Source organism: Streptosporangium amethystogenes (assembly GCF_000721075.1).
Taxonomy (GTDB): domain Bacteria; phylum Actinomycetota; class Actinomycetes; order Streptosporangiales; family Streptosporangiaceae; genus Streptosporangium; species Streptosporangium amethystogenes.
Genome location: NZ_JOEQ01000011.1, coordinates 1 through 14,272, shown reverse-complemented (window position 1 = coordinate 14,272; position 14,272 = coordinate 1). Strand labels below are relative to the sequence as shown.

The window sequence follows — 14,272 nt, the reverse complement described above, 5'->3', positions numbered from 1 at the left end:
GCGGAAGGATCGAGCGGATGCCCACGGGGATCAACGGCTTCGACCATGTCGCCCTGGGCGGGCTGCCCGCCAACCGGTCCACGCTGGTGAGCGGCACGACCGGCAGCGGTAAGACACTGTTCGCCATCGAGTTCCTCGCGCGCGGGATCATGCGATTCAACGAGCCGGGGGTGTTTGTCACCTTCGAGGAGACAGCCGGCCATATCCGGCGTAATTCGGCCTCGCTGGGCTTCCCCATCGAGCGGTGGGAGGACGAGGGGAAGTGGGCCTTCGTCGACGCGTCAATGGGCATCGGCGAGGAGGAGCAGGCCATCGGGTCCTACGACCTCGGCGCGCTGGTGGCCCGCATCCAGCACGCGGTCCGCCAGACCGGAGCCCGCCGTATCGCGCTCGACTCACTCGGCGCGATCTTCACCCGCTTCACCGGCGTCGAGACCATCCGCCACGAGCTGATCCGGATCGCCTCCATCCTCGAAACGCTCGGGGTCACCTCGGTGCTCACCGCGGAGCGGCCCGCGGAGTACGACGGCGTGACCCGCTACGGGGTCGAACAGTTCGTGCTGGACAACGTCATCATCCTGCGCAACGTCCTGCGGCAGGGGCGGCGGAACCGTACCGTCGAGATCGTCAAGTTCCGCGGTGCCCCGCACCGTTCCGGGGAATGGCTCTTCACCATCGACCCGCAGGACGGAATCGTGGTCGTTCCCCTCGCGTTCCTGATGTCCTCCGGCCGCGCGTCATCGGAACGTGTCTCGTCGGGCAACACCGAGCTGGACGAGATGTGCGGCGGCGGCTTCTACCGGGACGCGATCGTCCTGATGTCCGGCCCGACCGGCACGGGCAAGACGCTGGCGGGTCTGCGTTTCATCGCCACCGCGTTCGAGGCGGGCGAGCGCAGCCTGTTCTGCACCTTCGACGAGACCCGTGAGCAACTCTTACGCAACGCCGACGGCTGGGGCCTGGACATCAGGTCCATGCAGGCATCGGGTCTGCTCCAGGTCATCTCCGACTACCCGGAGGTGGCGTCGCCGGAGGATCACTTTCTCCAGCTCAGGCGGACCATCGAGGAGTTCGGGCCCCGTCGGCTGGTCATCGACACGCTGTCCGCGCTCGAACGCGTCGTCACGCCCCGGGCCCTGCTCGACTTCGTCATCGCGCTGGGAGCGGTCCTCCGCCAGAACGAGATCACGACGCTTTTCACGGCGAGACCCACGGGGCGGCTCATGGCGACGGGCACGCCGACGACCGCGGAGATCGCCGGCTTCACCGACGTCTGGGTCCTGCTCCAGTACGTCGAGCGCGTCGGGGAGATCCAGCGTGCGATCACCGTACTCCAGACGCGGGGTTCCGCCCACGACCAAGGCATTCGCGAGGTGACGGTCGACGGCACCGGCATGCACATCGGTGAGCGCTTGCGGGGCGTCTCCCAGGTCCTCACCGGGGACATCAGCCCCGCGATCCTGTGGGCACCCGAATCCGAGGAGACAGATGGGCCGTCGGAGTGAGGATCGAGGGGGATCCCTCAGCAGAGGGCAGGCCGCCGCGGGCTCCGAGCCGGGGCGGCCCGACGACGCGGGATCTCCGGGCAACATCAACCAGGTGATCGTGTCGGCCTCGGCGGACGGGATCATCGCGGTCGACGAGCAAGGGGTCATCCGGCTCTGCAATCCGGCCGCCGCGGAGCTCTTCGCCCGCCCGGCTGAGGAACTCATCGGCACCTTGTTCGGCTTCCCCCTCGTCGCCGGCGCGGCGACCGCGATCGACCTGATGCTGCCCGGCGGAGGCAGGCGGGTGGTCGAGATGCGGATCACCGCCACGACTCTGGAGGGCGAGCACCTCTACGTGGCGACACTTCGCGACGTCACACGCCAGAGGCGCGAAGAGCGGGAGATGGAAGCGGCCCTGGATCGCCAGAACGTCGCCGTGGCGATCGCGGCCCACGAACTCCACAATCCCCTGGCGGCGATCAGCGTGCTGGTGGACGTGCTGCGTGACCGCCTGGTCGCGCTGGCCGAGGAGCAGAGGGCCGAGATCGTCGAGCGCATCGCCGATCGCACGGCTCGCCTTCAAGGGCTGGTCCGGAAGCTCCTCACCGCTTCGACGATCGACGCGAAGGGTGTGTCCGCCTCCCTGGAACGCGTCCCCGTGCTCGAATTCATCCTCGAACGGCTGGGCGAGGTGGACGGGCGGCTCCAGGACGTGCAGCTGTCCTGCAGTCCCGACCTGGTGGCGATGGTCGATCGCAAGGAGTTCTCGGCGATGCTGGAGAACTACTTGGAGAACGCCTTGGCCTATGGGCACCCGCCGATCGAGGTGTCCGCGTTCGGCCGGCCTGGCTGGGTCCATATCCGGGTGTGTGACCGGGGGGCGGGTGTGCCGGAGGATTTCGTGCCCCGGCTGTTCGAGCGCTTCAGCCGTGCGCCGGCGGTCGAGCAGGAGACGGAGGGAACCGGGCTGGGACTCTGGATCGTCCGCAGCCTCGCCCGGGGCAACGGCGGCGACGCCTGGTACGAACCCGGCAAGGACGGGGGCGCCTGTTTCTGCCTCCGCCTACGACGAGAGCCGATGTCCTGAGCCGCTCCGCCGATCCCGGGGTGGCGACGGGTTCAGACCGGGGAGGGCGAATCCTCGGCCGGTCGTGGCTCGCCCAGGCCGGCCGGCGTCACCGGGCGCCCCACCAGGAACCCGGCCGCCAGTTGCAGGCCGCATGCGCCGATCCCGGCCAGCAACGGCAGCGTCCAGCCGCCGGAGAACTGGTGGAGCGTGCCGACCAGGAGCGGCCCGAGCGCGGCCAGCACGTACCCGACGGACTGGGCGACGGCCGACAGCGCGGTGACCGAGACCGGATCGGGGGCGCGGAGCGTGATGATGAGCAGGGCCAGCGCGACCGAGGCGCCCTGCCCCACCCCGAGGACGATCATCCAGAGCCACGGGAGGGTGGCAGGGGCGAACAGCACTCCGAGATATCCGGCCACCGTGAGGAGGGTCGCGGCGGTGACGTACGACACCTGCGACCGCGCGCGCCCGGCGAGGATCGGGACCGTGAACGTGGCCGCCACCTGGGCCAGGCTGGTGAGACTGAGCAGGTATCCGGCCTGATCGGCGGGGAGCCCCGCGTCCTTGAAGATCGTCGGCAGCCAGGCCAGCATGACGTAGAAGGTCAGCGACTGCAGGCCCATGTAGGCGGTGACGTACCAGGTCACCCGGGCGCGGAGCAGCGGTGCGAACGGTCTGGGCGCGACCTTGGAGTGGGCGGGGCGGCGCAGTGCCTGGGGCAGCCAGAACACCGCGGCGGCCAGCGCCGGGATCGCGGTCATCGCGGTCACCTCGCGCCAGCCGTACCCGGTGGCGCGCTCCAGCGGGATCATCAGCCCGGACGCCGCGGCGGAACCCAGCACCAGGCCGGAGACATAGATCCCGGTGAACAGGCCGACCCGCGAGGGGAAGTGCTGCTTGACCACGCCGGGCATCGCGACGTTCATGACGGCGATGGCCATGCCGGCGACGGCCGCTCCCGCGTAGAGCGCGGGGACGCTTCCCGCGCTGCGCAGCATCACCCCGGCGGCCAGGATCAGCAACCCGGCCATGAGCGTGCGGTCCAGGCCGAAACGGCGGGCGAGCAGCGGGGCGAGCGGGCCCAGCACGCCCAGGCAGACCACCATGGCCGTGGTGATCGCCCCTCCCCCGGCGGCGCTCAGCCCGAGGTCGCCCATGATCTCGTCCAGCACCGGGGAGACGCTCGCCAGCGCGGGCCGCAGGTTGAGCGAGGCGAGAACGAAGCCCGCGATGAGCACCACCCACGACACCCGCGACACATCGACCCCTCGCTCGACCATTGGCCAACTTTCCCACAGCCCGCTCGGTGGCCTGTGAGAAGGGGGCGCGATCTCACTTCCCATCCATCAGAAGGGATATTTCTCGATATTTCCCTGCATCGTCACCCAGCGGGTCTTGGTGAACGCCTCGATGTTCGCCCGTCTCCCGCCGAAGCGCGAGCCGGTGCCCGAGGCGCCGACCCGGCCGGGCTCCGCACCGGTGGCGGGCTCGACCACCGCCGTGTCGCCCGCCCATGAGACGGTCCAGCCGCCGGTGAAGACCTGCCCGGTCCACGTCCTGGCGTCCATCAGGTCAGGGAACGATGGCCGCCACGTTGACCGTCCGCACGACGAATCAGTAGGTTCGCCCAAAGAACTTTCGTTCGCACAGCGCACATGCGTGAAGGGGGCGATGGCCACGGTGGTTCCGCTCGCCGACGCGGTGGCCGATCTCGTGCACGACGGCGACAGCGGCTCCCGGTCCGCCCTGAACGACATTCGAACCATCCGGAGGTGACCGTGACCTCTTCCCCGGCCGGCGAGCTGTTCTCCGGGATGTTCGCCAGGGGCGGGGCCGCCGCGCAGGTGTCGGACGTCGCGTGGCTGGCCGCCATGCTGGACGTCGAGTCCGCGCTGGCCGCCGCGCAGGCCGGGATCGGCCTGGTCCCCGCCGAGGTGCCCCCGGCGGTGGCCGCGGCCTGCCGCCCCGAGCTCTACGACCTCGCCGAGCTGGGCGCCGAGGCGGCCCGGAGCGGCAACCCCGTCATCGGCCTGGTCGCCGCCCTGCGGACGCGGATCGAGCCCGGCCTGCGGCGGTTCGTGCACTACGGCGCCACCAGCCAGGACATCAACGACACCGCGGCGATGCTGGTCGCCCGCCGCGCCCTGGCCCCGGTCCTGGCCGACCTGTCCGCCTGCGCCGGGGCGTGCGCGCGACTGGCGTCCGAGCACCGCGGCAGCGTCATGGCCGGGCGTACGGTCGGCCAGCACGCCGTACCGATCACGTTCGGGCTGAAGGCCGCGGGCTGGCTGAGCGCGCTGGACCGCTCCCGAACCGAGCTGGCGCGGGTGCCGCTGCCGGCCCAGTACGGCGGGGCGGCGGGCACCCTGTCGGTTCTCGGCGAGCGGGGCCACGAGGTGCCACCGCCGCTCGCCGCCGAACTCGGGCTGGCCGAGCCGGTCATTCCCTGGCACACCGACCGGACCCCGGTCGCCCGGCTGGCCTGCGCGCTCGGCACCGTCGCGGGGACACTCGGCAAGATCGCGAACGATGTGAAGCTGCTGGCCCAGACCGAGGTGGCGGAGGTCGCCGAGCCCACCGGGCCCGGACGGGGCACCTCCAGCGCGATGCCGCACAAGCGGAACCCGGTGGGTTCGATGTCGGTACTCGCCTGCGTCCAGCGCATACCCGGGCTGGTCGCCTCCCTCCTCGGCGGCATGGTCGCCGAGCACGAACGCGCGGCCGGGCCCTGGCAGGCCGAGTGGGAGACGCTGGGCGAGCTGCTCCGGCTCACCGGCAGCGCCGCCTGCTGGCTGCGCGAGGTGCTGGAGGGCCTGACCGTGGACACCGTCAGGATGCGCGCCAACCTCGACGCGACCCGGGGGCTGCTGATGGCCGAGCAGGTGGTCGTCCGGCTCGGCGGCACCCCGCGGGACCGGCGGCTGGTGGACGCCGCCTGCGCCCGCGCCGCCGCCGGGGGCCTGGCGCTGCGGGAGGTCCTGCTCGCCGATCCCGGCGTCTCGCTGACCGCCGGGGAGGTCGACGCTGCCCTCGACCCGGCGGGTGCCCTGGGCTCCGCCTTCACCTTCGTCGACCGGGCGCTCGCCGCCCACCAGAACCGCGAGGAGCCGTGATGAGCACAGGAGGAACCGGCGGATGACCGAGGACACGAACGGGTGGGAGGCCGGGGACGCGACACGCCGGGCCGTACTCGGTGACGAGCACGTGGACCGTGCCACCGCGAGCGCCACCCCGTTCACCGCCGACTTCCAGGACTTCATCACCAGGTACGCCTGGGGGGAGATCTGGACCCGTCCCGGCCTGGACCGGCGCACCCGCAGCTGCATCACCCTCGCCATGCTGGCCACGCTCGGACAGGAGCACGAGCTGGCCATGCACGTACGGGCCGCGCTCCGCGTCGGTCTCACCGAGGAGGAGATCAAGGAGGTACTGCTGCAGACCGCGATCTACGCGGGCGTACCCGCCGCGAACCGGGCGTTCGCGGTGGCGCGGGCGGCACTGGAGTCCGACCGAGAGTCCTCCTGAGCCGTTCCCGCCCGCGGTCACGCCTGGCGGCTGTCGTACGCCTCGCGCCGCGCCGATCTCGTCCACCGAGCCTTCGAGTAGATCCGCGAGATCGCGCAGGCGCTCGGCGACACGGGCGCCGAGCGGGGTCAGGGAGTACTCCACCCGGGCGGGTATCACCGTCAGGACCTCGCGGGTGACCATGCCGTCTCGCTTCAAGGGTCTGCAGGGTCTGCGCCAGCATCTTCTCGCTCACGCCCGCCACCCGTCGCCGCAGGGCGTTGAACCGGTAACCGGACTCACCGAGGGCGAGCAGCGCGAGGATTCCCCACTTGCCGGCCACGTCCTCCAGAGCCGCCCGGAAGGTGCAGCCGCGGGCCCGCCCTCAACGGACGACGACTCGGGCGCGAGTTCCCCCGATCGCTGTTGACAACGTTGTCAGTGCGCCATGCATGGGCGATGATCGAGTCGTGACAGAGAGTGTGCGAGGCCGTCCCACCATGAAGGACGTCGCGGAGGCAGCCGGGGTGGCGCTGAAGACCGTCTCCCGGGTCGTCAACGAGGAGCCGGGGGTCAACCCCGCCACGGCCGGACGGGTCACGGCCGCCATCGAGCGGCTCGGCTACCGGCGCAACGAGAGCGCCCGCGTGCTGCGCCGGGGCAGGACCGCGACCATCGGCCTGGTGATCGAGGACGTGGCCGACCCCTTCTACTCGGGGCTCAGCCGTGCGGTCGAGGACGTGGCGCTCCGGCACGGCTCGCTGGTGCTCAGCGGCTCCTCGGGAGAGGACCCCCGGCGCGAGCGGGAACTGATCCTCGCCTTCTGCTCGCGCAGGGTCGACGGCCTGGTCATCGTCCCCGCCGGGACCGACCACGACTACCTGCGGCCCGAACTCGACGCGGGCATCGCGGCCGTCTTCGCCGACCGGCCGGGCGGACTGGAGGCCGACACCGTGCTCTGCGACAACGCGGGCGGCGCGCACGCGGGGGTGAGCCACCTGATCCGGCACGGACACCGCCGCATCGCCTTCATCGGCGACAGCGCGTCCATCTTCACCGCGGGCGAGCGGCTGCACGGCTACCGCCGCGCCCTCGCGGAGGCGGGCCTGCCCTTCGACCCGTCACTGGTCGCGACCGGCCCGGCCGAACAGGCGGGTCCCGCGCTGAACCGGATGCTCTCCGGCGACGCCCCGCCCACCGCGGTGTTCACCGGCAACGGCCGGATCACCGTGGCCGTGCTGCGTACCGGACACCGTTTGGCCCTGGTGGGCTTCGACGACTTCGAGCTGGCCGACCTACTGGTCCCCGGCGTGACCGTGGTGGCCCAGGACCCGGTGCGGCTCGGCAGGACCGCCGCCGAGCTGCTGTTCCGCCGCCTGTCGGGCGACCACGGCACTCCCGAGCGGGTCGAGCTGCCGACCCGGCTCATCCCCCGGGGCTCGGGGGAGCTTCCGGGATGAGTGAGCGCGGCCTCTCCCCTGGCCGAGGGACCTGACCCCGGGCTCCCGGGTCCAGGACCGCGCGTTCACGACCGTCGTGGGGACATCGAGCCTCAGGACCAGTGCGTGGGGCGGATGAGCGCGGCGGGCAGCGTGGTCGCGGCGTCTCCCCTGGCCGCGTTGACCTGGGCCTGAGTGAGGAAGATGCTCCCGGTGAGGTCGGCACCGCGCAGGTCGGCGTCCCGGAGGTCCGCCCCGATGAGGTCGGCCGTACGCAGGTCGGCGTTCCGCAGGTCGGCCGCGATGAGGTAGGCCCCGCGCAGGTTGGCCCCCCGCAGGTTGGCCCCCTTGAGCCTGGCCCCGATCAGATCGGCTCCCCGGTGGTTCCTCTTGCGGCCGGGCACCTCGGCCCGTACCAGCTCGCTGGTACGGAGCAGCAGGGCGTTGACGCCCTGACGGACCGTCGCCACGTCCGTTTTCACGAGTGTCTCGGCACTGCCACGGGCGAGGCGCCCGGTGTCGTCCAGCGCGCGACGGAGATCGTCGTGGATGGGGCGGGCCTGCGGCAACGCCAGCGCCTCGGTCAGGTACCAGAGCAGCTCGTGGAGCTGCCGCATGACGGGAAACACCTCGAACATCTGCCCGGCGGTGCCCGGGGCCTGCCGCCAGTCCTGCCCGCCGAAGGTGACCTGGGAGACCTGCTGCCCCGCGCCGAAGCAGTCGAAGACCGTGCAGCCGGGAAAGCCCCGCTCGCGGAGGTTCGCGTGGATACCGCAGCGGAAGTCCGCCCGCAGGTTCACGCACGGCTTCCCCGCGTCCTTGTCGATCGCGAAATCCGCCGAGGCGGCGAAGGGCAGCGCGACACAGCACAGCCCGAAGCAGTTCGCACAGTCGGCCCGCAGACCGGGACGGTCTCCGCCCAGCAGGGGGACTTCGTGCTTCTGGGACAACGTAGGTGATCTCCTAACGCTGGATGGGATGCTCTCCATTCTCTCCGAGAATACGAGGAAGTCCGGTCAGGAAGGCTCCGGCCGCAGGGAGCGGTGCAGGGCGAGCGAGCAGCAGACGACCGTGGCCCCCGCCAGGACGATCGCCATGTGCGAGGAGGTCAGCTCGGCGGCCACGCCCACCAGGGCCGCGCCGAGCGCCTGTCCGGACATCATCCCCGCCGAGGCCAGACCGAACGCCTGTCCCCTGACCGGCTCGGGCACCGCCTCCACGAACCACCGCTGCAACCCGAGCTCGTAGGAGGTCGACGCCACCGTGGCGAGCAGCACGAGCAGCGCGGCTCCTCCGAGCCCCGGCTGGAAGGCGAACACCAGCAGCGGAAGGCCCGACGCCACCGCCATGGGAAACGCCAGCCGCTCCCGGCCCGAGGGCGAGACCAGCCGGCCAACGACGAAGCTCCCCACCGCCAGGCCCGCGGAGGCCGCGGCGAGCGCGTACCCGGCGGTACTCCCCAGATAGGGGATCAGCATCGCCTCGCCGCCCGTCACGAACGTCACCGGCAGCCACTGCGCGAGAAGCAGGCCGCGTATCCGGGTGTCCGCCAGCAGCGCCCGGTTGACCCGCAGGGTCTCCCGGACGGCGCCCCTGCCTCTCGCCCGCTCGGTGCGCACGCCCCCGCGTTCCGCCTCCCCGATGGGAGAACTCGCGGGAGAACCGCCGTCCCGCACAGCGCCCCCACCGGGAACGCCGCCCTCGCCCGTACGCTCCCCGGCCTCCGCGCCCCTGGCCGGAAAGTCGGGCAGGCCGAAGCGGAGCACCACGGCGGCCAGCATGGACAGCGCGGCGGTGACGGCCAGCGCTCCCGAGGGGCCGGCGGCGGCGAGGATGCCGCCACCCACGGCCAGCCCGCCGATCTGCGCTCCCGCCGCCGTTACGGTCAGCATTGACCTGCCCAGCACGAACGCGTCCCCCGGCAGCAGGTCGGGCAGCAGCGCCATCCGCGCGGCCCCGAAGACCGGTGAGAACAGGCCGGTGACCAGGACCAGGGCGAGCATCGCCCAAACGGACAGCCCAGCGAAGGCGATCAGCAGGCAGGTCACCACCCGCACCAGTTCCCCCGCGATCATCAGCGCGCGCGGCCGGATCCGGTCGGCCAGCGAGAGCAGGAAGGTGGCGCCGACGGCGTAGGGCAGGAAGCCCAGCATGTACGCCGCCGCCGACAGCCCGGGCGAGTCGGTCCGCGCGTAGACCAGCGCCGACAGGGCCAGCATCTTGACCTGGTCGCCGGCCACCAGAAGGGTGAAACTTCCGAACAGGACACGGAACTCACCGCTCGCGAAGACCTCCGTGTAGGTCGCGCCGCGTTCTTGTGTGGTCATGGAGACGATGCTGAACGGCACCCGGACCACTGGCTAATCTTTCGGATATACCCGAAAGGTTGCTTAGTGAGCTATCGCATCGAGGTCACCCCGCACGACATCATGGCCAGCAGGTTCGCCATCTCCCCGCTCATCGTGACCAAGCATGCCCTCTGGATCCTGTCCGGGACCAGAGGGCCCGGACAGTGGCGGTCCTGGGCGGACCGGATGCGGGAGCCGTACGAGAGACTGCTGCTCACGCAGCCGGGACTGGCCCCCTTGGTGGCGCTCTTCCGTGAGCGACATTACAACGCCGACTTCCCCGCGCCGCCGCCGACCGGAGTGGACACCCCGTTCGAGACGGAACTCGCGGTGGTGAGAGCCACCTCGGTGGTCCAGGCGCACGACGAGATCGCCAGGAACCTGGAAGGGATGCCGCGCCCTCCCGCACCCGTCAGGGAGGTGCTGTTCTCTCCCGACGTGGTACGGCTCTTCGCCGAGGCGCTCCAGGCGACGTGGGAGGAGATCGTCTCCCCCGCGTGGCCGCGCTTCCACGCGATCCTGGAGCGGGACGTGATCCAGCGGGCGGGCCGCCTGGCGACCTACGGCTGGGCGGCGGCGCTCGACGACCTCACCCCGAGGATCCGGTGGCACCCCGACGGTGTCATCGAGGTGCTGGCCGGGGGCGTGGACGAGACCCATCGGCTCAACGGGCGCGGGCTGCTCTTCGTGCCGACCGTGTTCCCCATCAAGATGGGCTCCTACCTGGAGGACGACTGGCCGTACGCGATCAGCTATCCGGCCAGGGGCACCGGCATCCCGGCCGAGGCGGCGGACGGCCTGGCCGCTCTGATCGGCAGGACCAGGACCCGCCTGCTGCTGGAGCTCGCGACCCCGGCCACCACCACCCAGCTCGTCCCCCTGCTGGGCCTCGGCCTCGGCACCGTGGGCGGCCACATCACCGCCCTGCGCAACGCGGGCCTGATCACCGGCAACCGCACCGGCCGCACCGTCCTCTACCACCGCACCCCCCTGGGCGACGCCCTGGTCAGCCGCTCACCGGTCCTTGACGCCTTCCGGTGAGGCCCGGTCGGCCCCCACTGCGGGTTCACGGTGGTGGCGTCCGATCAATCGAGAATCGTTCGTGGAAGCCAGGTGCGGGCTTCCACCTGCGGTGAAGGTGATCACTGTCCTTGGTGGCCGGCGGCGCGCAGGCGGGTGGCGATGCCGTCCAGGCCGCAGGGGTCGGCCCAGCGGGAGGCCGGGTTGATCTCCTCCATGCCGCCGATCACCGTCAGGCCCCGGCCGAGAAGCACGCCCTGCGGGTGGGCCGAGTAGATCGGCGTTCCGGCCGGGAGGCCGGCGCGGTCCTTGATGACGGTTCCCTCGCTGGTGTCCGGATAGACGAACACCAGGACCCGGGTGCCCCGGGGCACCCCCCGCCGGAAGTCGGCCACCGAGTTGACCGGGGTCTGGTTCTTCCACCTCCCGCCCTGAAAGAACTTCAGGTGGACCAGGCGGGCGGCCGGTCCCTTGAACCGCTCGGTCACCCGCACCGGCATCAGCACGTAGTGCGTGCGGTCACCGGGGATCCCCTCCTCGACGATGTCTCCCGGCAGGAAGTCCTCGACGGTGCCCGCGACGACCAGCGGGGTCTTCGCCGCGAGTTCCTCCGGGGAGTTGAGCGGGTCGTAGTCGAAGACCATCTGCCGGAGCAGCCTGACGTTCAGTTCTCTGGCCGGAGCCGGGGCGCACGCGGATCGGGACGTCGGCTCCGTCGGGTCCGGGGACGGCGGTGGAATCGCCGAGGCTTTGGGGACCTCCGGCGCCTCCCGCGCGGGGGGTGCGGACGCCGTTGCCGGGGTATCCAGGGTTCGAGCCGTGGTCGCGGGGGCGCCGCAGGCGGTCAGCGCGCCAAGAAGCAGCAGGACCGGCAGTCTCATGATCGTGAGACGTTGACCGGACCCGTTCGGTTCAGCCCTTCAGGGGCTCGCGAAGATCGGTTCGGTGGCGTCTTCAGAAGGATGGGCGAACGGCTTCGACGTAATACAGCAACGGCTTCACCCTGCCGGTGGTCCTGATCTGAAAACCGGCGCCGGGCACCAGTTCGGCGAGCAGCTCCGGCATGCTGGGCCGCATGGCTGGCCCGACCAGGACGCCGACGAGGTGGGCGGCGATGGGGTTGGCGGGCGGGTGGAACTCGGCGATCAGCAGCCGGCCGCCAGGCCGCAGGACCCGGAACATCTCCTGTACGGCAAGGCCCCGGGCGGAGGAGGGCATGTGGTGGACCGCGACGGTTGAGACCAGGACGTCAAACGAGGCGTCGGGAAAGGGGAGAGCCTGTCCTTCGCCCACCTGGTAGGAGCAGTTGTGCGGGGCGCGCTCGCGGGCGTGGTCGAGCATCGGTGCCGAGGGGTCGATACCGGTCACCTGCCCGGCGGGGCCCGCGAGAGGTGCGAGTAGCCGGGTCAGGTAGCCCGTGCCGCAGCCGACGTCCAGGATCCGCTCCCCCTGCCGGATGCCGGTAAGCGCGGCCAGGCGGGAGAAGACCCTGCGGCGGCGCCCGGCGAAGCCGATCTCGGCCAGGACCTCATAGGCGCGCGGGTAGTTGATCACGCCGCCTCCGTCGCCGTGCCTCGAATGGTCGTGCAGGGATTTTCCGATACCCATGGCGCTTCCCCTTTTCCGCATAGGTTGTTTAGTTATGAATGGTCAGTTCACCAGCGCGGAGTGGTCAACAATCAGATCCACCAGGCCGTGCCGAACCGGACAGGAGCGGGAAAGGTGTTCGGAACCCGGGAGCGGGAGAGCTCGGACCGGCGGGTGCGACGGACCCGCCGGCTCATCCGGCAGGCACTGGTGGAGCTGATTCTGAGCAAGGGCTATGAGGCGGTGACGGTCACCGACATCATCAATCGCGCCGATGTCGGCCGCTCGACCTTCTACGCGCATTTCACGGACAAACAGGAGGTGCTGTTCAGCAGTCTCGACGAACTCTCCGAACTTCTGCATTTCGCACCCGAGTCACGCTCGGAGACCCTGTTCGCGTTCAGCCTGCCGATTTTCGAACATCTCCAGGAGCAGCGCCGACTGGCTCGGGCGCTGCTCGGCCGGCGCGGGGGCACCGCCATAGGCACACGTGGAGAACAGATCATGGCCGCCATCGTCCGTGACGAGCTGCTGGCCGCGCTTCCCGGGGAAGCCACCCCGCCGGCCTCGCTCGACATGATGGTCACCTGCGTCACCGGTGCGTTCATGGCGCTGCTGCGGAAGTGGGCCGACGGCGAGCTGGTCGCCACGCCCGCCGAGATGGACACGGCGTTCCGCGCCGTGGTGCTGCCCGGTCTGGAAGCGGTGCTCGCGGCGGCTCGGGACGGGCGACAGGCATGAACCACACCTCGGTCACGACAGGCAGGGGGCACGGTCTTCGCCGACGGGATGTACGACGGCGGGCGACCGGCTTTGATCGAGATCTCTGTCACCGACCTTCGCCACGTGATGCCGTTGACGACAGACAGCCCGAACAGGACAGACGAGCAACTACTGAGCATGAAAGCCGGGGGTTATGCCGGGCCGGAGATCATGAGTCCGGTTTCGGCGATGAAGCCGTTCAGCAGGTCGGGCCGATACTGCAGGGATTTGAGCCGGTTCTTGATCAGACCGGCGAGCTCGTCGATGCCGTGAACGGTGAAGTTGAACAGCTTGGTACGCAAGTTGGACCACACGCCCTCGGCCGGGTTCAGCTCAGGCGCATACGCCGGGAACCGATAGACCAGCAACCAGTCCTGCCGGCCGGCGATCCACGCGCGCATCTCGGCACTGACGTGCTTGGGCAGCCTGTCCCACACCAACGAGATCGGGCCGCCCAGCTGAGCGTGCGCGGCCTGTAGCAGCGCTTGGAAGTCGGCCACCGTGAAGCCTTTCGGCTCGTTTTTGCGATGGTGACAGGCGCGCATACGGTAGATCAGCCGCGTCCGCATCCCCGGTTTGGCGCAGATCAGCGCGGCGATCGAGACCCGCCCACGGCCGCGGTAGACCACCTGCAACACCGGGGTTCGCCCCTTGCGAGCCCAGGTCCTGCCCTTGGGCGGTCTCAGGTTCTGTCCGGACTCATCGGCGAAGACGAGCCAGGAGCCCCAGCCCGCCCGGGTGCTTTTAAAGCGGGCAGCACCTGCCGTTTCCAACCGGCGAGCTCCTCGTCGTCGCGCCGGGCCGCCCGATGCGCCGGCACCTGGAACGACCATCCCAGCCGCTCCATCAGGTAGGCCACCCCACGCGGCGTGTAGCGGATGTGGAACCTCTCAGCGATCAGGGCGGCGATGCGCGCGCTCGTCCAGCGCTGATCGTCCCACCCGTGCGCGATCGCGCCCTCGTCCAAGAACGCCTCCAGCCGCATCAGTTGCGCCTCGGTGAGCTTGCAACCGGTCCCGGCGGCCCCCTTGGAGGCCAGAGCGGCCTTGTCGCCCT

At 70.7% G+C, this 14,272-nt stretch carries 13 protein-coding genes and 3 pseudogenes; 7 read left to right on the top strand and 9 right to left on the bottom strand.

Translation table 11 applies throughout. From position 1 onward, the window contains the following. Positions 1-17: 17 nt before the first annotated feature. Complete coding sequence (gene kaiC, locus IG98_RS0117370; protein WP_211264005.1) at positions 18-1,505, top strand: circadian clock protein KaiC; 1,488 nt, start codon at positions 18-20, stop codon at positions 1,503-1,505. Further along, positions 1,489-2,574 carry an ATP-binding protein gene (locus IG98_RS0117365; protein WP_030912986.1) on the top strand — a complete coding sequence of 362 codons (1,086 nt, stop codon included), beginning with the start codon at positions 1,489-1,491 and terminating at the stop codon, positions 2,572-2,574. Before kaiC ends, IG98_RS0117365 begins: the two co-directional genes overlap by 17 nt. Before the next feature lie 32 nt (positions 2,575-2,606). On the opposite strand, the gene IG98_RS0117360 is transcribed toward IG98_RS0117365, so the two are convergent. Together IG98_RS0117360 and IG98_RS54855 are read right to left on the bottom strand one after the other, a co-directional pair. Beyond that, the gene (locus IG98_RS0117360) at positions 2,607-3,836 is read right to left on the bottom strand and encodes a CynX/NimT family MFS transporter (RefSeq protein WP_051752284.1); all 1,230 of its coding nucleotides are present in this window, start codon (positions 3,834-3,836) and stop codon (positions 2,607-2,609) included. Positions 3,837-3,902: 66 nt separating this feature from the next. Next, entirely contained in the window at positions 3,903-4,124 is a 222-nt protein-coding gene (locus tag IG98_RS54855; RefSeq protein WP_030912982.1) for a hypothetical protein, read from the bottom strand. Between the two features lie 210 nt (positions 4,125-4,334). Between IG98_RS54855 and pcaB the strand changes: the two genes are divergently transcribed. Both pcaB and pcaC read left to right on the top strand, forming a co-directional pair. Next, positions 4,335-5,669 (top strand): 3-carboxy-cis,cis-muconate cycloisomerase, encoded by a 1,335-nt coding sequence (gene pcaB, locus IG98_RS0117345; RefSeq protein ID WP_030912980.1) that lies wholly within the window; start codon positions 4,335-4,337, stop codon positions 5,667-5,669. Positions 5,670-5,691: 22 nt separating this feature from the next. Then, a complete protein-coding gene (gene pcaC / locus IG98_RS0117340; protein WP_030912976.1) occupies positions 5,692-6,081 on the top strand; it encodes a 4-carboxymuconolactone decarboxylase in 390 nt (129 codons plus the stop codon). Positions 6,082-6,210: 129 nt separating this feature from the next. Here pcaC and IG98_RS54315 read toward each other — a convergent pair. Continuing rightward, positions 6,211-6,264, bottom strand: a pseudogene (locus IG98_RS54315) (hypothetical protein); the annotation flags it as partial. A 76-nt stretch (positions 6,265-6,340) separates the two neighbouring features. Further along, positions 6,341-6,403: pseudogene (locus tag IG98_RS54310) on the bottom strand (hypothetical protein); the annotation flags it as partial. Positions 6,404-6,530: 127 nt separating this feature from the next. Between IG98_RS54310 and IG98_RS0117335 the strand changes: the two are divergent. After that, positions 6,531-7,520 carry a LacI family DNA-binding transcriptional regulator gene (locus IG98_RS0117335; protein WP_030912975.1) on the top strand — a complete coding sequence of 330 codons (990 nt, stop codon included), beginning with the start codon at positions 6,531-6,533 and terminating at the stop codon, positions 7,518-7,520. Between the two features lie 92 nt (positions 7,521-7,612). Here IG98_RS0117335 and IG98_RS0117330 read toward each other — a convergent pair whose 3' ends face one another. Next, on the bottom strand, positions 7,613-8,449 hold the full coding sequence (locus tag IG98_RS0117330; protein WP_051752279.1) for a pentapeptide repeat-containing protein: 837 nt from the start codon (positions 8,447-8,449) through the stop codon (positions 7,613-7,615). A 66-nt stretch (positions 8,450-8,515) separates the two neighbouring features. Beyond that, positions 8,516-9,826: an MFS transporter gene (locus tag IG98_RS0117325; protein WP_030912970.1), complete on the bottom strand. Its 1,311-nt coding sequence runs from the start codon at positions 9,824-9,826 to the stop codon at positions 8,516-8,518. A gap of 66 nt (positions 9,827-9,892) precedes the next feature. Here IG98_RS0117325 and IG98_RS0117320 point away from each other — a divergent pair, with 66 nt between their 5' ends. Continuing rightward, the gene (locus IG98_RS0117320) at positions 9,893-10,888 is read left to right on the top strand and encodes an ArsR family transcriptional regulator (RefSeq protein ID WP_157594377.1); all 996 of its coding nucleotides are present in this window, start codon (positions 9,893-9,895) and stop codon (positions 10,886-10,888) included. A gap of 101 nt (positions 10,889-10,989) precedes the next feature. Here the strand turns inward: IG98_RS0117320 and IG98_RS0117315 are convergent, their stop codons facing one another. After that, positions 10,990-11,748, bottom strand: coding sequence for a hypothetical protein (locus IG98_RS0117315; protein WP_157594376.1), 759 nt, complete (start codon positions 11,746-11,748; stop codon positions 10,990-10,992). Between the two features lie 73 nt (positions 11,749-11,821). Continuing rightward, positions 11,822-12,421: a class I SAM-dependent methyltransferase gene (locus IG98_RS0117310; RefSeq protein WP_169750133.1), complete on the bottom strand. Its 600-nt coding sequence runs from the start codon at positions 12,419-12,421 to the stop codon at positions 11,822-11,824. 24 nt (positions 12,422-12,445) lie between these two features. Between IG98_RS0117310 and IG98_RS46970 the strand changes: the two genes are divergently transcribed. Beyond that, a complete protein-coding gene (locus tag IG98_RS46970) occupies positions 12,446-13,195 on the top strand; it encodes a TetR/AcrR family transcriptional regulator (protein WP_084195416.1) in 750 nt (249 codons plus the stop codon). 173 nt (positions 13,196-13,368) lie between these two features. On the opposite strand, the pseudogene IG98_RS44980 reads toward IG98_RS46970, so the two are convergent. Continuing rightward, a pseudogene (locus IG98_RS44980) lies at positions 13,369-14,272 on the bottom strand (IS630 family transposase); the annotation flags it as partial.